This is a genomic window from Paraburkholderia sp. SIMBA_054 (assembly GCF_046534875.1).
GTDB lineage: Bacteria > Pseudomonadota > Gammaproteobacteria > Burkholderiales > Burkholderiaceae > Paraburkholderia > Paraburkholderia hospita.
In genome coordinates this window covers 234,963-253,409 of the sequence record NZ_JAWRXV010000003.1, presented here as the reverse complement: position 1 = coordinate 253,409, position 18,447 = coordinate 234,963, and the positions used below count along the sequence as shown (strand labels likewise).

The 18,447-nt window shown below is 62.1% G+C and carries 19 protein-coding genes; 8 read left to right on the top strand and 11 right to left on the bottom strand.

The window, feature by feature from the left end:
• Window positions 1–4: 4 nt before the first annotated feature.
• The 7 genes from SB822_RS05735 to SB822_RS05705 all read right to left on the bottom strand — a co-directional run bounded on the left by SB822_RS05735 (window position 5) and on the right by SB822_RS05705 (window position 7,335).
• Entirely contained in the window at window positions 5–1,030 is a 1,026-nt protein-coding gene (locus SB822_RS05735; RefSeq protein ID WP_410854259.1) for a TauD/TfdA family dioxygenase, read from the bottom strand.
• A 140-nt stretch (window positions 1,031–1,170) separates the two neighbouring features.
• The gene (locus tag SB822_RS05730) at window positions 1,171–1,404 is read right to left on the bottom strand and encodes an MbtH family protein (RefSeq protein ID WP_079487502.1); all 234 of its coding nucleotides are present in this window, start codon (window positions 1,402–1,404) and stop codon (window positions 1,171–1,173) included.
• Window positions 1,405–1,459: 55 nt separating this feature from the next.
• A complete protein-coding gene (locus tag SB822_RS05725) occupies window positions 1,460–2,179 on the bottom strand; it encodes an RNA polymerase factor sigma-70 (protein WP_079500632.1) in 720 nt (239 codons plus the stop codon).
• Between the two features lie 695 nt (window positions 2,180–2,874).
• The gene (locus SB822_RS05720) at window positions 2,875–4,206 is read right to left on the bottom strand and encodes an MFS transporter (RefSeq protein WP_410854258.1); all 1,332 of its coding nucleotides are present in this window, start codon (window positions 4,204–4,206) and stop codon (window positions 2,875–2,877) included.
• A gap of 114 nt (window positions 4,207–4,320) precedes the next feature.
• Window positions 4,321–4,569 carry a DUF2783 domain-containing protein gene (locus SB822_RS05715; RefSeq protein WP_007577998.1) on the bottom strand — a complete coding sequence of 83 codons (249 nt, stop codon included), beginning with the start codon at window positions 4,567–4,569 and terminating at the stop codon, window positions 4,321–4,323.
• A gap of 42 nt (window positions 4,570–4,611) precedes the next feature.
• The gene (locus SB822_RS05710; RefSeq protein WP_410854257.1) at window positions 4,612–6,333 is read right to left on the bottom strand and encodes an FAD-dependent oxidoreductase; all 1,722 of its coding nucleotides are present in this window, start codon (window positions 6,331–6,333) and stop codon (window positions 4,612–4,614) included.
• Window positions 6,334–6,375: 42 nt separating this feature from the next.
• Window positions 6,376–7,335 carry an MBL fold metallo-hydrolase gene (locus SB822_RS05705; protein ID WP_007577995.1) on the bottom strand — a complete coding sequence of 320 codons (960 nt, stop codon included), beginning with the start codon at window positions 7,333–7,335 and terminating at the stop codon, window positions 6,376–6,378.
• A gap of 276 nt (window positions 7,336–7,611) precedes the next feature.
• On the opposite strand from SB822_RS05705, the gene SB822_RS05700 reads away from it, so the two are divergent.
• Together SB822_RS05700 and SB822_RS05695 are read left to right on the top strand one after the other, a co-directional pair.
• Window positions 7,612–8,415, top strand: coding sequence for an IclR family transcriptional regulator (locus SB822_RS05700; protein ID WP_410854256.1), 804 nt, complete (start codon window positions 7,612–7,614; stop codon window positions 8,413–8,415).
• Window positions 8,416–8,417: 2 nt separating this feature from the next.
• Window positions 8,418–9,242, top strand: coding sequence for an IclR family transcriptional regulator (locus SB822_RS05695; protein WP_410854255.1), 825 nt, complete (start codon window positions 8,418–8,420; stop codon window positions 9,240–9,242).
• A 12-nt stretch (window positions 9,243–9,254) separates the two neighbouring features.
• On the opposite strand, the gene SB822_RS05690 is transcribed toward SB822_RS05695, so the two are convergent.
• The 3 genes from SB822_RS05690 to SB822_RS05680 form a co-directional block, all read right to left on the bottom strand.
• Window positions 9,255–10,127 carry a MurR/RpiR family transcriptional regulator gene (locus SB822_RS05690; protein WP_079487509.1) on the bottom strand — a complete coding sequence of 291 codons (873 nt, stop codon included), beginning with the start codon at window positions 10,125–10,127 and terminating at the stop codon, window positions 9,255–9,257.
• A gap of 62 nt (window positions 10,128–10,189) precedes the next feature.
• Entirely contained in the window at window positions 10,190–11,263 is a 1,074-nt protein-coding gene (locus tag SB822_RS05685) for an ABC transporter ATP-binding protein (RefSeq protein WP_007737679.1), read from the bottom strand.
• A 60-nt stretch (window positions 11,264–11,323) separates the two neighbouring features.
• The gene (locus SB822_RS05680; protein ID WP_094298090.1) at window positions 11,324–12,097 is read right to left on the bottom strand and encodes an SDR family oxidoreductase; all 774 of its coding nucleotides are present in this window, start codon (window positions 12,095–12,097) and stop codon (window positions 11,324–11,326) included.
• Between the two features lie 308 nt (window positions 12,098–12,405).
• Here SB822_RS05680 and SB822_RS05675 point away from each other — a divergent pair, with 308 nt between their 5' ends.
• From SB822_RS05675 to SB822_RS05650, 6 genes are all read left to right on the top strand, one after another.
• A complete protein-coding gene (locus SB822_RS05675) occupies window positions 12,406–13,638 on the top strand; it encodes an ABC transporter substrate-binding protein (protein ID WP_007577988.1) in 1,233 nt (410 codons plus the stop codon).
• 177 nt (window positions 13,639–13,815) lie between these two features.
• Complete coding sequence (locus SB822_RS05670; RefSeq protein ID WP_035538290.1) at window positions 13,816–14,706, top strand: carbohydrate ABC transporter permease; 891 nt, start codon at window positions 13,816–13,818, stop codon at window positions 14,704–14,706.
• Window positions 14,703–15,548: a carbohydrate ABC transporter permease gene (locus tag SB822_RS05665; RefSeq protein ID WP_007577986.1), complete on the top strand. Its 846-nt coding sequence runs from the start codon at window positions 14,703–14,705 to the stop codon at window positions 15,546–15,548. The genes SB822_RS05670 and SB822_RS05665 overlap by 4 nt, the downstream gene beginning before the upstream one ends.
• Window positions 15,549–15,752: 204 nt before the next feature.
• Complete coding sequence (locus SB822_RS05660; RefSeq protein WP_007577985.1) at window positions 15,753–16,190, top strand: carboxymuconolactone decarboxylase family protein; 438 nt, start codon at window positions 15,753–15,755, stop codon at window positions 16,188–16,190.
• A gap of 283 nt (window positions 16,191–16,473) precedes the next feature.
• Window positions 16,474–16,698, top strand: a complete 225-nt coding sequence (locus tag SB822_RS05655; protein ID WP_410854254.1) for a hypothetical protein — start codon at window positions 16,474–16,476, stop codon at window positions 16,696–16,698.
• A 141-nt stretch (window positions 16,699–16,839) separates the two neighbouring features.
• Entirely contained in the window at window positions 16,840–17,550 is a 711-nt protein-coding gene (locus SB822_RS05650) for a dienelactone hydrolase family protein (RefSeq protein ID WP_007577983.1), read from the top strand.
• 62 nt (window positions 17,551–17,612) lie between these two features.
• Here SB822_RS05650 and SB822_RS05645 read toward each other — a convergent pair whose 3' ends face one another.
• Window positions 17,613–18,371, bottom strand: coding sequence for a YoaK family protein (locus SB822_RS05645; protein ID WP_410854253.1), 759 nt, complete (start codon window positions 18,369–18,371; stop codon window positions 17,613–17,615).
• Window positions 18,372–18,447 lie beyond the last annotated feature (76 nt).

The window sequence follows — 18,447 nt, the reverse complement described above, 5'->3', positions numbered from 1 at the left end:
TGGATCATGTAGCGGTGGCGAAGGTTTTGGACCTTTGTGCGTTTGCCGGAACGCTGTAGCTTTCCGCCATCGCGACGACGACCTTGCGCGGGCCTTCGAACGGATCACGCGCATGTGCCGTCAGCATGTTGTCGAGCATCACCACATCGCCGCCCGCCCACGGAAACACGATGCGCTGTTGATCCAGCACGCCGCGAATCTCCGCGAGCGCGTCCGCTTCGAGCGACGCGCCGTCGCCGTAATAGACGTTGCGCGGCACGTTGTCGAGGCCCACTGCATCGACGAGCGCTTCCTGCATGTCTTCATCGAGCGCGGACAGATGGAACAGATGCGCCTGATTGAACCACACACGCTCGCCCGTGCGCGGATGCACGGCAACCGCCTGGCAAAGCTCGCGCGTGCGCAGCAGCGGTTCGCCGTCGTCGTCTTCACGCCATTCGCAATCGATGCCGCGCGCCGCGCACATCGCATCGACGGCGCGCGGGTCGTCGGTGCCGAACGACTGTTGCCACGGCAGATCGAGTCCCTGGCCGAAGTTGCGCACGTACAGCAGTTCGCGTCGCGCGAAGCGTTCGATCAACGCGGGATCGAGGGCGCGATAGATCGCGCGGCTGTCGGCAATCGGCGTCGCGCCGCCGGAACGCGCGGCGAGCGCGCAATGGAACCAGATGCGCATCGGCCACTCGCGCGTGTACGACTGCTCGTTGTGCAGCGGAATCGAGCGATGCGGCGGATATTCCGTCGACATGTACACGGCGCCTTCGACCTGGCTGCGCGGCGTCGACGCAAATTCATAGCCGATCAGCGGCGAGCCGAACGAGGCGGCGAATTGCTGGAACGTGTCGATCGACGGCACGTCGAAGCCCGTGAACAGCACGCCGCCGGCGCGCTCGATGCAGTTGTTCGCGATGTCGCGCAATAGCGGCGCTGCGGCTTCGAGCGTGAATGACCTGTCGATGCGCGGCGAAACGATGGTCGGCAGGCCGGGCTCGATGCGCAGGTCGTCGAGTGTCAGGAGAGACGCTGTCATGACGTGTCCTCAGTGGCAGGCCGCGCCGATCATGCGTTGATAACGCATCGACGCGGCTCGAAGAACGGTCTCGCGCGGCGCGCTCGTGGCGCGCGAGAATCCTGGATGCGCTCTGCTGTTGCAGGGTGGCAGCGCACGGCTCAGCGCGTATTCGGCGCTGCGTCCATATGACGGCGCAGACTCGCGGGACGCATGTCGGTCCACACGCTTTCGATATGTTCGAGGCACGCGGCTTTCGCTCCGCGCACGCCGACTTCGCGCCAGCCCGCGGGCACGTCGCGGAACGTCGGCCAGATCGAATACTGTTCTTCGTCGTTGATGACGACCGTGTATTGAACGTCGTCCTGTGTGTCTTGATGCGTGTTCTGGGTCATGTCTTGTCTGCTTGCGTATCAGGTGAGATGCAGTTGAACGTTTGCCTTCGTGAATTCACAAGGCCGTCATCTGCTTGACGTTCGACGCGCAGCTTTTTTTACTGCGACCCGCCGTCTTTGCATACGCGACGTTTTGCGCCCCGGCGTGCATGCAGTCCGCGCAATGCTTCGCGGCGTCGCGAACCATGAAATGGACGAGCGTCTGCGAAACGTTCAAGGCGCGCGCAGTTTCCTGCAAGGTCTCTTCGCGCAGACGCACGCGCTCGAAGGCACTGCGCGTGCGCTCGGGCAATTGCGCGAGCGCGTCGAACGCGTGGCGCAGTGAGTCGCGTGTGACGAGCGCGGACTCGGGCGACGGTTCGGGCGATGGCACATCGAGCCCATCTTCCTCGCACGCGTGCCACGTGTTTTCGAGCGACTGGCGGCGGCACGCGTCGATCGATGCGTTGCGTACCATACGCGCCACGTAGGCAAGCGGCTGCCGCACGTCGTCCTGGTTCGAAAAGCCCGTGAGCTTGATGAATACGTCATGCACCACATCCTCGGCACGGCTCGAACAACCGACGAACGACCGCGCAAGCTGGATCAGCGAGCGGCGGTTTTCGATCAGCACGTCGAGCAGCAGCCCTTCGCAGCCGCGTTCTTCGCTTGAGCTTGAGTGCGCTTCGCGGGGCGCTTCGGACGGCTCGCATTCGATGTCGTCCAGTGCGCCTTGTGCGAACGCCGCCGGATGACGGTCGATCCGTGCTGCAAACCTCGCCATTGATTCAGCCATCGAATCGTCTCCATGTCGCTATCGGTCAGATGGAAGCGAATCTAACGTAAACGCGAATCATTCTCAATCATATATCGGGCTATTCTTATTATTTTTTGGTGACATTTATGCCTGACGGATGGTTTGTTGCGAAGTCGCGGGATCAGGCGATGCAGGGCGCATAGGCTTGTGGGGATTGGGTTGGGCGGCTGGCGAGCCCTTCCCCGGGCGTGTTGATGAAGTCCGCGTCATTGCCCAAGATGATGCCCAGTAGCTCTCGACCGACGGGGGCATCGTCTTGGCCGAACAGCTTTCCGGTGACTGGAGTGCCTGCCTACGCGTCCATGAAATGAGCAGATATGACGAGTTTTGAGCAGATAGTGAGCTGATTGAGCAGATATCGATCTGATTGAGCAGATTTCCTCGCGCACTGATGGCAATCGTCAATACGTTAAATGATGGGCCAGGAGCCCTCGTGAGCGAGGCATACATCTGTTGGCGTCGCGCCGACGGACGGTTAGTTGCTTGAAATGCACTGAATTGCTGACGCCTGCGGCCAAGATTCCGGTCGCAGATAACGTCGAACGCATGGCGGCAAAGCAGATCGCATCGTGATGACGATGGAGCCAGACCGAGCGTTCGCGCTCGTCGACAGATAACGTCGCGAGCGCGGATGCGGCGAACCGCATGAACGTTGACAAGGAGGCGCCGTGGTTCTACCCCACGACCCGCTTCTCAGGCACCCCGCGCAGCAGCGCAATACCGCTCATGAACAACAAAGCCGTCAGCAGATACAGCGCGTTATCCATGCTGCCCGTATGCGTCTTGATGAGACCAATCACCCAAGGGCTCACGATGCCGCTCGTAATCCCAATGCTGCTGATCAACGCAATGCCCGCCGCCGCAGCCTTGCCCGACAGATAACCGGACGGCACCGTCCAGAAGATCGGCAGCGCAGCGAAGATCAGCACGGCAGCTATCGAAAGAATGCCGAGCATCGCGGCAAAGCTGCTCAAATGCAGCGTCAACAGCGAAAGCGCGATACCGCCGCCGATCGTGCATGCCGCGAAATGCTTGCGCCGCTCGCCGTGACGATCCGAATGTCGCGCGATCAGAATCAGGCCCACTGCGCCGATCGCGTTCGGAATCACCGTGTACAGGCTGATCCACAGCACGTCGTGCACGCCGAAGTCGCGGATCATCAGCGGCATCCAGAAGTTGAGCGTCAACGATGCGCACGTCAGCGAGAAGTAGATGAACGCGAACAGATAGACGCGCGGGTTGCGCAATGCGTCAATGAACGCGCGCGACGAATGCGAGTTCGCGGGCCGATGCTCTGCATCGCGTTGCTCGATCAGATACGCCTTTTCCTGCGGTGTGAGCCACGCTGCATGCTGCGGGCCGTCGACGAGCCAGAACGCCGCGAGCAGCCCAAGCACGACAGCAGGCGCGCCTTCGATGGCGAACATCCATTGCCAGCCGTACAGGCCCATCACGCCAGCCATGTCGCGCATGATCCAGCCGGAGATAAGGCCGCCGAGCACGCCCGCCACCGCGACGCCTGCGAAGAAGATCGACAGGATCACGGCACGCCGCCGCGCCGGATACCAGTACGTCAGATACAGCACGATGCCGGGAAAGAAGCCCGCTTCGAACACGCCGAGCATGAAGCGCAGCAGATAGAAATGCGAAGCCTGCGACACGAACATCATGCACACCGATGCAACGCCCCACAGCAGCATGATCCGCGTGAACGTACGACGCGCGCCGAAACGCGCGAGCAGCAGGTTGCTCGGCACTTCGCACAGCACATAACCGATATAGAAGACGGCCGCGCCGAGTCCGTACATCGCATCGCTGAAGCCGAGGTCGTGCTTCATCTGCAATTGCGCGAAGCCGATGTTGATGCGGTCGAGAAACGAAATGACGTAGCAGAGAAACAGAAACGGCACGATCCGCAACGTGACCTTGCGATACAGCGCGTTGTCGTCCTGATACGCGTCGGCGGGTTCGCCGGGCTCATAGGCATGCGTGATTGACTGACTCATCGAGATCTCCAGGCAATGCGGGTCCATCGGACCCATTGGGTCCGGCGTCTGTTGCGCCGTGTTGTCAGGGAAGACGGCTCGCGCTTCGTTTAATGGGCGAGCCGCATCGAGGGATCAGGCGGCGACGCGCGGCGCGTCGGCCGTGTGCTGCGCAGCGGATGGATTCGGCTGATCGACGCCTTCGCGCGCGTATCGGATCGCTTCCATCAGCGTCGCGTAATCGCCGATATGATTGGCGAGCAGCAGAATCAGCTGCGCGTTCGCGGCCTGGCTTTGCGCTTCGTCGAAATCGCGGTGCATGTCGATCAGCGCTTCGTAGAAGTCGTCGGGCTGCGTCAGATTGAGTTGCGTGATGAGTGCCACGTTTGTCTCCAACTTTTATCGTATCGATGTGCGCTACTGCGTTCAGGCCACGCCTTCCACGCACAACGCCCGCTTGAGCGCCGCGTCGACTTGTGTTGCGTCGAACGTGCGCCAGCGCGCGCACACGTGCTGGTCCGGACGAATCAGATAGAACGTGCCGGGCATGGCGTCGTAACGCGACCATGCGAGACCTTCCGCGTCTTCGAGCACGACGGCATCTTCGAGGTCATGCACGGCATGGCGAATGCCATGCGACGCAACGACAACCAGCCTGAACGGAATCGAACCTGTTTGCAGCGCTTTCAACGCGCGTTGCGTCGCCGCGTCGATACCATCCTTGCCGCAAAAGACGACGCCCGTGAACGCATTGCCGAGTTGCGCAAGCAGCCACGCGGGCGCGCCATTCGATAAAACAGGCGCATCCACGCACGAAGCGCCCGGCACCATCTTGCCTTCGAAGCCGTCGTTATCGGCGGAGTTGAGCGCCGAGTCGCGCAGCACGGCGGGCACCGAAAGCCGCCCGCTGTTAGCGAGCTGACGCGCAAACGGATGCTTTCGCGCAAGCTTCAACACGGCATCGCGGAACGTGCGGCTAACGGGTGACTTGGGCGTGATGAAATCAGTCGAGCGCGTCGAGTTGCGAATGTTCTCGTCGGCGGCGTATTCGCGTTCGCTCGCATACGTGTCGAGCAACGCATCGGGCGCGCGGCCGTCCAGCACCATCGCGAGTTTCCACGCGACGTTCTCCGCATCCTGAAAGCCGCTATTCGCACCGCGTGCGCCAAACGGCGAAACCAGATGCGCGGCATCGCCGACGAACAGCACGTTGCCATGCCGGAAACGCTCCATGCGCAAACACGAGAACGTATAAACGCTGACCCATTCCAGCTCAAACTTGACGTCCGGCCCGAGCAGCGCGCGCACGCGCGGCAGCACGCGTTCGGGCGTTTTCTCAAGCGCAGGGTCCGCGTCCCAGCCAAGCTGGAAGTCGATACGCCACACGTTATCCGGCTGCCGATGCAACAGCACCGATTGATTCGGATGAAACGGCGGATCGAACCAGAACCAGCGCTCGCTCGGAAACTCCGCTTCCATCTTCACATCGGCGATCAGGAAGCGGTCCTTGAACACGCGGCCTTTGCTGTCGAGGCCCATCATGTTGCGGATCGGGCTGCGCGAGCCGTCGGCGGCGACCACGTAGCGGCCGCACAACGCGTACTCGCCTTCGGGCGTCTCGACGGTGAGCGTGACGGATGCATCGGCGGAACCCGGCTCGCCGTGCTGCTGCAAGCCGACCACCTTGCTCTTCCAGCGGATGTCGATATTCGACAGCGACTGCGCGCGCTCGAGCAGAAAACCTTCGACGTAGTACTGCTGCAGATTGATGAACGCGGGCCGATGATGCCCCGCCTCCGGCAGCAGATTGAACGTGTACACCATCTCTTCCTGCAGGAACACCTTGCCGACGTTCCAGCTGATGCCCTTGTCGACCATGCGGTCGCCGCAGCCGAGGCGATCGAAGATATCGAGCGAGCGCTTCGAAAAACAGATTGCGCGCGAACCTGTGGCGAGCGAACAATCGTCGTCGACGAGCACGACGGGGATGCCTTGCTGCGCGAGGTCGATCGCCGTCGCGAGACCGACGGGCCCCGCGCCGACCACGATCACAGGATGCCGCGCGGCGTCTGTCGTCGCTGCAACGGCATCCTGCTCCGCGCAGCGCCGGTATTCGAACGACAAGGTCTGGTAGTTGATGCTGCTCATTCTGCTGTCTCCATGCATCTGCGCTGTGCTATTGCTGCGTCGTCAGGCTTGCAGCGCGTCCCACATGTCCTTGTCGCGCTGTGCGGTCCAGATACGCGGATGCGTGATGCCGCTCGCTTCGTCGTAAGCGCGCGATACATCGAACGGCAAGCAATGCTCATAGATGAAGACATGGCCGAACTTCGGGTCCATCGACTTGCGCGTGTGCGCCATCGCGGCCTTCAGATCAAGCTTGTCGGCGACGGCTTCGCGGCCGCTTTGCAGCAGCGTCGTGACGAAGTCCTTCGTGTAGTCGAGGCCTTTGTTCACGTCTTCCGGCGTGGTCAGCGCGGGGCCGCGGCCCGGCACGAGCTGGTTGGCGTTCAGCGCGCGCAGCGCTTCGAGCGTGGCAGGCCACTGTTCGAGTTGCGCATCGCCGCAATAGCAGGCCGCGTCGTATTCGACCAGGTCGCCGGAGAACAGCACCTTCTGCGACGGCAGCCACACGACGGTATCGCCCTTCGTGTGACCCGCGCCCAGATGCGCGATGCGCACTTCGAGCTTGCCGAGGAACAACGTGATTTCCTTCTCGAACACGAGCGTCGGCCACGTGAGGCCCGGTACCGTTTCGACGCCTGCAAAGAGACGCGGAAAGCGCTCGATCTCCGACTTCATGTCGGCCTCGCCGCGCTCGACGATCATTTCGTACGTGCCGCGGCTCGCGATGATCTGCTGTGCGCCTTCTTCGAAATACGCCGATGCGCCAAGCACGCGCACCGCGTGATAGTGCGACAGCACGACGTATTTGATCGGCTTGTCGGTCACGCTGCGGATCTTCGCGATCAGGTCTTGCGCCATTGCCGGCGTCGCGGTGGTGTCGACGATCAGCACGCCGTCGTCGCCGATCACGACGCCCGAGTTCGGGTCGCCTTCCGCCGTGTACGCATACGCGTTCTCGGACAGCTGCGTCCACGTGACCTTCTTTTCTTCGAGGTCGGCTTGCGATGCGAATGCCTTGGCCATGCTCGTCTCCGTTGATTGAGGGGCGACGGGCGAGACGCGGCGCACGCTGGCGCAGCGGTAGGGAGGTGTCTCGTCCAGTCTGATTGGAATGATGTCCGGCGACTATTAGGCCGGAGTGATTTCATCTTAGACGCTACCGATTATTTGTCAATAGCGAAACGTATCGCTATACGCTAATTTCTCGTATACCCTGGGCGTTTCCCGGATCGAGCGGGGCGAAGGTTGGCGTTCGTTTAACATGGACCTTTTTTCGATAAGACAGGCGACGTGAGCGGCATGGCGAAGACGGCAAAAGACGACGAGACGACGGGCTCGGGCAAGCAGCAGCGCGGCATCCAGAGCGTCGAGGTCGGCGGACGGCTGCTGCATGCGCTCGCGAGAGCACGCGCGCCGCTCGCGCTGTCCGATCTCGCCGCGAGCGCCGACATCGCGCCCGGCCAGGCGCATGCGTATCTGGTGAGCCTCACGCGGCTTGGTCTCATCAAGCGCGACGAACTCTCGGGACGCTACGAGCCGGGGCCGTTGTCGTTGCGGCTCGGCCTGATGCAGCTGGCGAACCAGCCGGCGTTTCGCGCCGCCGTGCCACGCGTCTCGGCGCTCGCCGAAGAAATCGGCTTCAGCGTCGCGATTTGCACCGTGGGACCGCAAGGTCCGACCATCGTCCGGTACGAGCATGCGGGGTTTCCGCTGCATGTGAACCTGCACGTGGGCACCGTGATGTCGTTGCCTGCGACGTCGACGGGACGCGTGTTCTGCGCGCACCTCGCGCCCGAAAAATTGCAAACGATGTGGGCGAATCAGTCGGGCGGCACCAGCGATATCGTTGTCCCTTCAGAACGCAAAGCATTCGACGCGACGCTCGCGGCGATTCGCGATCGCGGCATCGAACGGGGCATCGATGCGCCGAGCCCCGGCATCAGCAGTCTTGCCGCGCCCGTACTCGATGCCGATGGACAGTTATGTCTCGCGCTGACGGTGATCGGGCCGAGCGGCACGATCGATGTGAACTGGGACGGCCCGATCGCGCGCGCGCTTCGACAGGCGGCGCGCGAAATCGGCGCGGATATCGCGGCGGATTGAACATGAAAGAAGCACTCGATAACTCGGTGTCCGCGAACGCCGACACGAAACAGCAGCGCGGCATTCAATCGCTCGACAGCACGGGCGAACTGCTAACCGCTTTGGTCGCGGCCGGCAAGCCGCTGTCGCTGCGCGATCTCGCTGCGGCCGCGGATATGCCACCCGCGAAGGCGTTTCCTCATCTAGTGAGCTTGCAGAAGATCGGCTTGTTGAGCCGAGATGCGTCGGGGTGTTTCGAAGCGGGACCGCTTGCGCTCGAACTCGGTCTGATCGGTTTGCAACGTCTATCACCGACGCGCGAAGCCGAACCGGAGATCGTCGATCTGGCGGTGACGACGGGCATGAGCGTCGCGATGGCCGTGCTCGGTCCGCTCGGGCCGACTGTCGTGCGGCTCGAAGAATCGGCGCGGCCGCTGCATGTGAGCCTGCGTGTGGGTACGGTGATGTCGCTCGTGAATACGGCGATTGGGCGCGTGTTCGCCGCGCATGTTGCCGACGATGTACGGCACGGTCTGCTCGCGCAGGATCATCTACGGTTAGCGGGCGCGGCGGCGGCCGATACGCGCGATGCAAAGCTCGCGCAGCCGTATGCGGAACGTCTCGCGCAAATTCGCGAGCAAGGCATCGACACCGCGCTCAACAAGCCGATCCCCGGCATCAACACGCTGGCCGCGCCCGTGTTCGATCACACCGGCAGCATCGTGCTGGTGATCGCGTTGATGGGCACAGCGGGAAGTTTCGATAGCGATACACAAGGCGGCGCAGCGAAGACCTTGCTTGCAGCGACGCAAAGACTGTCGCGAAGATTTGGCTACGTGCCGGGCTGAGCGCGCCGCAGATTACTGCGTCCCATCCTCCGCCGCCGCATCCGTTTCCTGCGACAGCCGCGCCTTGGCGTGCCGCATCTTCTCCAGCGTATGCGGCTCCAGCCGCAACGCGACGCCAATCGCGAGCGCATCCATCACGCACAGATGCACGAGCCGCGACACGCCCGGCGTGTTGGGATCGATGGGACTCGGCACGCGCAGCAACAATGGAATATCGACGAGCCACGCAAGCCGCGAGCCGACATTGGTCAGCGCGATCGTCGTCGCGCCGCGCTCCTTCGCGATCTGCATGCTCTCGTTCACTTCGACACTGCGCCCCGAATGCGAAATCGCAAACGCGACATCGCCCGGTTCAAGCAGGCCCGCGTAAAGACGCTGCAAATGCGCATCCGTGAAAGCGCTCGCGGCGATGTCGAGCCGCAGGAAACGCAGTGCCGCGTCCTGCGCGACGAGTCCCGAGCCTGAACCAACGCCAAAGAAATACACGCGGCGCGCGCTCGCGAGCGCAGCGAGCGCCGCATTCACCGCAACAGGATCGATCGCGCTGCGCGCCTGCGTGATGCCCTCAACGGCCGCTTCGCCGACCTTGTCGATCAGCGTCTGCGTATCGTCGCCACGCGCCACGGCCGTCGACGCATACGGCATCCCGCCCGCGACGCTCTGCGCGAGCTGCATCTTGAAGTCGCGCAAACCGTGCGCGCCCACCGCGCGACAAAAGCGCGTCACGGAAGGCTCCGACACGTCCGCGCGCTGCGCGAGCTCGGTGATGCTCGCGCGCATCGCGAAGTCGACATCGGACAGCACCATGTCGGCGACCTTGCGCTCGGCGGGCCGCAGCGATTCAAGCGCGCTGCGGATGTGAGGAATCAGGTTCGGTGCGGACACCCGTGCGTTCCTTTGGATGGAGGATGAATCAGCGGCATGTCATTGGTGCCCGTCTGATGCTGTCAGCCCAGTCTGTTGCCGCTCTCCGTGTCGAACAGATGCGTGTGCTGCTCGGGAAAGCGCACCGTGACGCGCTGGCCCGGCTCGATCGACGCGCGCTGGCGCATCGTCACGCACCACGCCGCGCCGCCGATCTTGCCGTACAGATGCGTTTCCGCGCCCGTCGGCTCGACTACCTCGACATCCATCGGAATGCCTTCATTCGACGCTTCGATATGTTCGGGCCGCACGCCTAGCGTGACCTTCGCGCCCGGTTTCGCCACCGCCTGACTCGTGCCCGCAAGCGGAATCAACGCGCCGTCCGCGAGCTTCAATGCGGCACCGTTCGGCGCGCTCACCACTTCGCCAGCGGCGAAATTCATCGAAGGCGAACCGAGAAAGCTCGCGACGAACAGATTCGCCGGCCGGTCGTAAAGCTCCAGCGGACGCCCGATCTGCTCGATGCGCCCCGCGTTCATCACGACGATGCGGTCGGCCATCGTCATGGCTTCGATCTGGTCATGCGTGACGTAGATCACCGTATTCTTCAGCCGCTGATGCAGCGCCTTGATCTCCGTGCGCATCTGCACGCGCAGCTTCGCATCGAGATTGGACAGCGGCTCGTCGAACAGGAACAGCGACGGCTCGCGCACCACCGCGCGGCCCATCGCGACGCGCTGGCGCTGCCCGCCCGACAGCGCGCGCGGCAAGCGGTCCAGATAGCCGCTGAGGTTCAGCATCTTCGCAGCGGCTTCGATGCGCGGCTTGAAACTCGTCGACGCTTCCTTGCGGATGCGCGGACCGAACGCGATGTTGTCGTACACGGACAGATGCGGATACAGCGCGTAGCTCTGGAACACCATCGAGATATTGCGCTGCTGCGGCGCCAGGCCGTTCGCGCGCGTGCCGCCGATCATCAGGTCGCCGCCACTGATTTCCTCGAGGCCCGCGACCATCCGCATCAACGTGCTCTTGCCGCAACCGGACGGGCCGACCAGCACGACGAACTCGCCGTCGTCGATATGCAAGTCGATGCCGTGCACGACCTGCGTGTCGCCGTAACGCTTGTAGATGCCGCTCAGTTGCACTGCTGCCATGCTGTCCTCATCGTCGGTTGCGGTTGTGTCGCGTGTTCCTTTGGGGCGCTTATCCAGGCGCTACAGCGATTCGAGCGTCAGTTCTTCGGCCATCAGCCGGTTGCCCGCCATCAGGCCGCCATCGACGGGCAACACCACGCCCGTGATCACGCGCGCCATCGGCGACGCAAGAAACAGCACGGCGTCGGCGATATCGTCGGGCGTCGCGAAGTCGCGCAGCGGATACCACTTCTTCAGGTCCTCGAAAACTTGCGGGTTCTTGTCGACGCGCGCCTGCCACGCCTGCGTCTTCACCGTGCCCGGGCACACGATATTCGCGCGAATCCCGTAGCGTCCAAGCTCGATCGCCAGCGACTTCGTATAGCTGATCAGCCCCGCTTTCGCCGCGCTGTACGCGGGATGGCCGAGCGCCGCCAGGCCGTTCACGGAGCCGATCAGCACGATCGATCCGTGCTGCCGCTCGATCATCGACGCGCGCACCGCTTCGACCGTGTGATACGTGCCGTTCAGATTCAGATCGACGTCGCGCCGCCAGCTTGCGGCGTCCGTCTTCGCAAGCGTCAGCCCTTGCGCCGCGCCGGCGTTCGCGACGAGCACGTCGACGGGACCGCGTTTATCGACGGCTTGTGCGACGCGTTCGCGCACGGCATCGGCGTCGCACAGATCGACGGCGATGGGCGTCACGCTTTCGGTGCCCAGTTCCGCAGCCAGCTGATCCAGCGCGGCCGCATCGACATCGAGCGCGAGCACTGTCGCGCCGTCCTGCACGAAACGCCGGCACAACACGCTGCCGATCCCGCCGCATGCTCCCGTCACCAGCACGACACGCTTCATGTCCTGTCCTCTTCGCGATTTTCGCAATTGCGGCGGGCGGGCTTCACGTAAGCCAAAAGCCGCACCCATCTTGTAAATTTCCTACATATTGCACATTTTCACGGACTGCGGACCATCCGGACGCTACAAATGGCGAATACCCCGCAGCGCACAAAAAGCCCATCCTTTACAGCATGTTATGCAAAAAACCGCGCGTTAAAAAATATGGTCAGCCCTACGTGACAAGCTTTTTTTTCGTGTGTAGGATTTTTTCAAACAATTTAACCCAAGCAGCCGGCTACGGCCGCGGACCACCCAGGAGAGACGAAATGTCGTTGCATGCACGTGCTTCCCTTACGCTCGGCAAAGTCGCCGCAGCGCTCGCGTTTGCAGGTCTTGCCCTATCGGCGCACGCCGATACGGTGCGTGTGACGGTCGCGCATTACAGTGACGCGACGGCACCGTACTTCGAGAAAATGGCGCGCCAGTTCGAAAAGGCCAATCCCGGCACCACGATCAAGATCGAGGACGTGAACTGGGACACGCTGCAACAGAAGCTGCAAACGGATATTTCGGGCAACGCCAACGCCGACCTCGCGATCGTCGGCACGCGCTGGCTGCTCGACTTCGTGAAGGACGACGTCGCCGAGCCGCTCGACCCGTACATGGACGCGAACTTCAAGAACCGCTTCATTGGCCCGTTCCTCGCGCCCGGCCAGATCAACGGCAAGACGTACGGTCTGCCGATCGCCGCGTCGGCACGCGCGCTGTACTACAACAAGGATCTGCTCGCGAGCGTCGGCTATCCGAATGGCCCGAAGACGTGGAATGACGTGATCGACGCGTCGAAGAAGCTGAAGGCGAAGGGCGTTGCCGGTTTCGGCCTGCAAGGCAAGGAAATCGAAACCGACGTGTACTACTACTACGCGCTGTGGACCAACGGCGGCGACGTGCTGAACAAGCAAGGCAAGGCTGGCTTCGATTCGCCCGCGGGCATCAAGGCAGCGACGCTGTACAAGTCGATGATCGATCAGGGCCTGACGCAGCCGGGCGTCACGGGTTATAGCCGTGAAGACGTGCAGAACCTCTTCAAGCAAGGCCGTGTCGCGATGATGATTTCCGCGCCGTTCCTCGCGAAGCAGATCAAGAAGGAAGCGCCGAACCTGAAGTACGGTATCGATCCGCTGCCCGTCGGCACGAATGGCGCGACGTATGCCGTTACCGACTCGATCGTGATGTTCAAGAACTCGAAGGTGAAGAAGGACGCGTGGAAGTTCCTCGACTATCTGTTCACGAAGGAACCGCGCGTCGAGTTCACGAGCACGGAAGGCTTCCTGCCGACCACCAAGGCCGAGGCCGCCGACCCCGCGTTCAACGATGCGGACACGAAGGCGTTCATCGCGCTGCTGCCGCAAGCGCGCTTCGCGCCGACCGTGTCGGGCTGGGAAGACACAGCGAAGGCCGTGACGAATGCGATGCAGGCCGTGTACCTCGGCAAGTCCAAGCCTGACGATGCGCTGAAACAGGCCGCGAGCCAGGCGAATCAGGCGCTCGGCCAGTAACGCGCAGTTTGTTAGTTCATTAGCGTAGTACCGCAAGCCGCATCGGCTAAATGCCGATGCGGCTTCACATTCGATGAGCGCAAGGCTTTTCATGCGACTCGCCGTATTGCATCCGGCCCATTCCGTCCCGAGGGCTTCATGAGTTCCAACGCCCAAGCATCCGTCGATCAAGCACGCATGAGCCGTTCCATTGCCCCACGCGCCGCCGCGCCCTGGTGGCTGATCGCGCCGAGTCTGATCCTCGCGCTGTTCATCATCAGTTACCCGATCTTCAACATCGTGTATCAGTCGGTGCACGATGTCTCGCGCTTCGGCGCGATTCGCGATTTCACCGGATTGAAGAACTTCTTCACGGTGTTCGCCGACCCCGTGTTTCTCGATTCGCTACGCCGGACCATCGTGTGGACGGCGGCCGTCGTCGGCGGCACGGTGATCATTTCGGTGCCCGTCGCGCTCGTGCTGAATCAGGATTTCCACGGACGCGGCATTGCACGCACGATCATCATGCTGCCGTGGTCCGTGTCGCTGACGATGACGGCCGTCGTCTGGCGCTGGGCTTTCAACGACGACTACGGAATGGTCAACGTAACGTTGCAGCGGCTTGGGTTGATCGGCGGCCCGATTCACTGGCTCGCGACGCCCGAGCTCGCGTTTCCCGTCGAGATCGCGGTCGGTATTCTCGTGTCGATTCCGTTCACGGTGACGATCCTGCTCGGCGGCCTGTCATCCGTGCCCGGCGACATCTACGAAGCCGCGCGTATCGACGGCGCGAGCGCGTGGCAGCAGTTCCGTCAATTGACATTGCCGCTGCTGCGCCCGTTCGTGAACATGGCGATCCTGCTCAACGTGATCTACGTGTTCAACTCGTTTCCGATCATCTGGGTGATGACGCAAGGCGGCCCCGACAACGGCACGCATATTCTCGTCACGTACCTGTACGAACTCGGGTTCAGGCTCGGGCGTCCCGGCCAGGCGGCTGCCGTGTCGCTGGTCATGCTCATCATGCTGTTCGTGTTCTCGGTGCTGTATCTGCGCATTCAGCCGTCGAAAGAAGGAGAGCCCGCATGAATGTGAAGATGAAGCGCACCGTGTGGTGCTGGCTCGCGCTATCGCCGCTCATCGTGGTCGTGCTGTTTCCGTTTGCCGTGATGTTTTTCACAGCGCTCAAGCCCGCGAACGAAGTGTTCGTCTATCCGGCGCGCTGGTTGCCCATGCACTGGCAATGGCAGAACTTCGTTGACATGTGGACGGCCGCGAACTTCGGCGTCGCGTTGCGCAACAGCACCGTCATCAGCCTGCTTTCGACAGCGCTCGCGCTCGCCGTCAGCCTGCCCGCCGCGTATGCGCTGGCGCGCTTTCCGTTTCGCGGGCGCGGGCTGTATCGGCAGTTTCTGCTCGTCACGCAAATGCTTTCGCCGATTCTGCTCGTGGTCGGTCTGTTCCGTCTCGCCGCGATGATTCCGTATGGCGATGGCAACCTTGTCGATTCGAAGATCGGCGTGATCGTCTCGTATGCGGCGTTCAATATCGCGTTCGCCGTGTGGATGCTGTCGTCGTATTTCCAGACTGTGCCGCGCGATCTCGAAGAATCCGCGTGGCTCGAAGGATGCAGCCGCACGCGCGCCGTGTTCAAGGTCTTCCTGCCGCTCGCTGTGCCCGCTATCGTCGTGACGGCTATTTTCACGTTCATCAACGCGTGGAACGAATTCGCCGTCGTCTATACGCTGATCCGCTCGCCCGAGAACAAGACGCTCACCGTGCAGGTGACGGATATGGTGGCGGGCAAGTACGTCGTCGAATGGCATCTGGTGATGGCCGCGACGCTGTGCGCGACATTGCCGGTGTCGATCGTGTTCGCGTGGCTGCAGCGCTATCTCGTGAAGGGCCTCGCGCTCGGCGCGGTCAAGTAAGGTCTTCTTTCTGTCACACAAGGGCCGTCGCGCGGCGGCGGCCCTTCGTCTGCGTCGTTCCCCACAGCCTTGTAAAGTTGTTCCGCAACAGTTCAGAAGTGGTTACCTCAAATTGCTCAAAATTGGCCATTTCCTGCGGCCAGTTTCGCGCCTAATCTTCATGTGTCGCGCAGGCCAATGCGCACTCTCACTGAGGAAACGATCATGGAACAACGTCTCGACTTCTACAAAGCCAACCCGCACGCAATCAAGGCAATGCTCGCGCTCGAAGAGCGCATCGGCAAGAGCGACCTCGAAAAATCGCTGACGGAACTGGTGCGTCTGCGCGCATCGCAGATCAACGGCTGCGCGTTCTGCGTCGACATGCACACCACCGATGCGCGCAAGGGCGGCGAAACGGATCGGCGTCTGGCGACGGTCGTCGTGTGGCGCGAAACGCCGTTCTTTACGGCACGCGAACGCGCAGCGCTGGAGTGGACGGAAGCCGTGACGCTGGTCTCCGAGAATCATGTGCCCGACGCGGTGTGGGAAGCAGTGAAGCCGCATTTCAGCGAGGCCGAGCTGGTCGATCTGACGTTGCTGATTTCGGCGATCAATGCATGGAACCGCTTCGCGATTTCGTTCCGCAAGATGCCGGCGTAAGGCGGCTTTAAAGCGCTTCGGAGGCTTGTGAAGAAAGCGGGCAGCAATGCCCGCTTTTTTTATGGACAGGATTTGCGAGCCATATGCCGCAAATCGCACCACGTCAACAGAACGACGAACAGACTTTGACCTCGCGCCGAAGCTCCGCGAAATCGGAGAATCCTGACGACCGCTGGAAACAGATCTGATTAACGAAGCTCACTACTGTCAATAAAGTCTTCCGTACGGTGACACCTTGATGAACGGTGCATCGTGATCTTCAAATAACAACGGAGCATTTGACATGAAAGTGAAATCTGCGTTAGTTGCGTTGCTCGCTTCATCGATGTTGTCGTGTTTCGCGCAGTCCGCATCGGCAGCGCCGATCGCGCTGGAAGCGCAGCCATTCGCGATGAAGTCGGACGGCCCGAAAAGCGCTTCGGCCGCCGATCAGAAGCTCGCATTCGGCTACTGGATATGCGATCCCAGCTGGAATCCTTCGGATTGCTACTGGCTTCCGGGGGACTAAAGAATCCAGAATTAACGAGTGAAGTGCGACACCCTGCAAGCGCTCAGGCTTGCAGGGTGTTTTCATTTCTGACAAGGCCGTAGGCCTGCACTCGGCCGGCATTGGCGCTATGCTAGTGGCCCATTCAACAGGAACACGCTCATGAACACCACGACGGGATCCACAATCACTTTCAGCCGCCCAGACGGTAAAGAATTGCAAGGTTATCTGGCCACGCCCGAGAAAACGGATGGCGCGCCCGCAGTGGTCGTCATTCAGGAATGGTGGGGCTTGAACGATCAGATTCGCGGCGTCGCGGATCGCCTCGCGGCAGCCGGCTACTTCGCGCTCGTGCCCGATCTGTATCGCGGCAAGTCGACGGTCGAAGAGGAAGAAGCGCATCACCTGATGGACGGTCTCGATTTCGGCGATGCCGCATCGCAAGACGTTCGCGGCGCGGCGCAATATCTGAAGCAGCGTTCGGGCCGCGTTGCCGTGATGGGCTATTGCATGGGCGGTGCGCTAACCTTGCTCACGCTGGGTCAAAGCCCGGAAGTGTCGGCGGGCGTCGTGTTCTACGGCTTCCCTCCGCTCGACTACATCGACGCGTCGAAAATCAAGGTGCCGGTTATCGGGCATTACGCGACGCAGGATGCGTTCTTCCCGATCGCCACGGTCGAAACGCTCGAATCGAAGCTGCGTGACGCCAACGTCGACGTCGAGTTTCATCGCTATCTCGCGCATCATGCGTTCGCCAACGAAACCGCCGTCGGCTTCAGCCGCATCGCCGGCACGCAGTTCGACCCGGTGTGGTCGGAAATGGCGTGGGACCGGACGCTGACGTTCCTGGGACGCAAGCTCTGGGAGAAGTAAAAGTCGCTGCGCGCGATGCGCGCGCGTGAGAAGCGTGTTCGGGTCCGTACGGCGAGCGCAATTCACCGCGCCCGTCGCGGATACCTCAACAGATCATCGGCAACGGGCACGGCCGCCAGCACCAGCAACGACGCCGCAAGCGGCAGCGTCGCGATGAAGCCGACCTGTTTGAACGCAATCGCGCCCGCAAGCCCGCCCGCGAGAAACATGCCAAGCAGCGAAGCGAGCAAACCGAGCCGCCGCATGTCGGCGCCGACGTAAGCCGCTTCCGTCGACGACACGCCCCGGTTCCAGTACAAGCCCTTGCCGATTTCAATGCCGAGATCCGTCACGAGACCCGTGACGTGCGTCGTGCGGATTTCCGCTTTCGATATCGTGGTGATCATCGCGTTCTGCAGCCCCATCACGTAGCAAAGCAGCGTGACGGTGGCGGGCACGAACAGCAGACGGTGCTGCTCCAGGTTCGCGCCGAGCACGCCGAAGCACAACAACAGAAGCCCTTCGAGCACGAGCGGCATCGCGTAGACGCTCTGCGTCCCTTTTCGTCGGCCCCAGTTGATCAGAATGGCCGAACTCGCCGCGCCAGCGAGAAACGCGAAGATCGAACTCGCCGCCGACAGCACGAACGCGAGGTTGCCGAGCGCGAGACTGTCGGCCAGCGACGACACCATGCCGGACATGTGCGACGTGTACTGGCCAATCGCCAGAAAGCCGCCCGCGTTGGCAGCGCCGGCAATCCCGGCGAGTGCGGGGCCAAGCCGCCGGTTGGCGGCGTCAGTGCGAGCGGCCGAGGTAAAGCCGCGAAGATAGTCAACGGGCACGATGACGCCTGCAAAAGAAGGGCATTTCGACAACCCTACCTTCAAATGGCGCTTATCTCGTTTTTGATCCGCGACA

Bases quoted from the DNA above. Each gene is read 5' to 3' on its own strand.
- SB822_RS05735 (WP_410854259.1), bottom strand. From the start codon at position 1,030: ATGACAGCGTCTCTCCTGACACTCGACGACCTGCGCATCGAGCCCGGC.
- SB822_RS05730 (WP_079487502.1), bottom strand. From the start codon at position 1,404: ATGACCCAGAACACGCATCAAGACACACAGGACGACGTTCAATACACG.
- SB822_RS05725 (WP_079500632.1), bottom strand. From the start codon at position 2,179: ATGGCTGAATCAATGGCGAGGTTTGCAGCACGGATCGACCGTCATCCG.
- SB822_RS05720 (WP_410854258.1), bottom strand. From the start codon at position 4,206: ATGAGTCAGTCAATCACGCATGCCTATGAGCCCGGCGAACCCGCCGAC.
- SB822_RS05710 (WP_410854257.1), bottom strand. From the start codon at position 6,333: ATGAGCAGCATCAACTACCAGACCTTGTCGTTCGAATACCGGCGCTGC.
- SB822_RS05705 (WP_007577995.1), bottom strand. From the start codon at position 7,335: ATGGCCAAGGCATTCGCATCGCAAGCCGACCTCGAAGAAAAGAAGGTC.
- SB822_RS05700 (WP_410854256.1), top strand. From the start codon at position 7,612: ATGGCGAAGACGGCAAAAGACGACGAGACGACGGGCTCGGGCAAGCAG.
- SB822_RS05695 (WP_410854255.1), top strand. From the start codon at position 8,418: ATGAAAGAAGCACTCGATAACTCGGTGTCCGCGAACGCCGACACGAAA.
- SB822_RS05685 (WP_007737679.1), bottom strand. From the start codon at position 11,263: ATGGCAGCAGTGCAACTGAGCGGCATCTACAAGCGTTACGGCGACACG.
- SB822_RS05680 (WP_094298090.1), bottom strand. From the start codon at position 12,097: ATGAAGCGTGTCGTGCTGGTGACGGGAGCATGCGGCGGGATCGGCAGC.
- SB822_RS05675 (WP_007577988.1), top strand. From the start codon at position 12,406: ATGTCGTTGCATGCACGTGCTTCCCTTACGCTCGGCAAAGTCGCCGCA.
- SB822_RS05670 (WP_035538290.1), top strand. From the start codon at position 13,816: ATGAGCCGTTCCATTGCCCCACGCGCCGCCGCGCCCTGGTGGCTGATC.
- SB822_RS05665 (WP_007577986.1), top strand. From the start codon at position 14,703: ATGAATGTGAAGATGAAGCGCACCGTGTGGTGCTGGCTCGCGCTATCG.
- SB822_RS05660 (WP_007577985.1), top strand. From the start codon at position 15,753: ATGGAACAACGTCTCGACTTCTACAAAGCCAACCCGCACGCAATCAAG.
- SB822_RS05655 (WP_410854254.1), top strand. From the start codon at position 16,474: ATGAAAGTGAAATCTGCGTTAGTTGCGTTGCTCGCTTCATCGATGTTG.
- SB822_RS05650 (WP_007577983.1), top strand. From the start codon at position 16,840: ATGAACACCACGACGGGATCCACAATCACTTTCAGCCGCCCAGACGGT.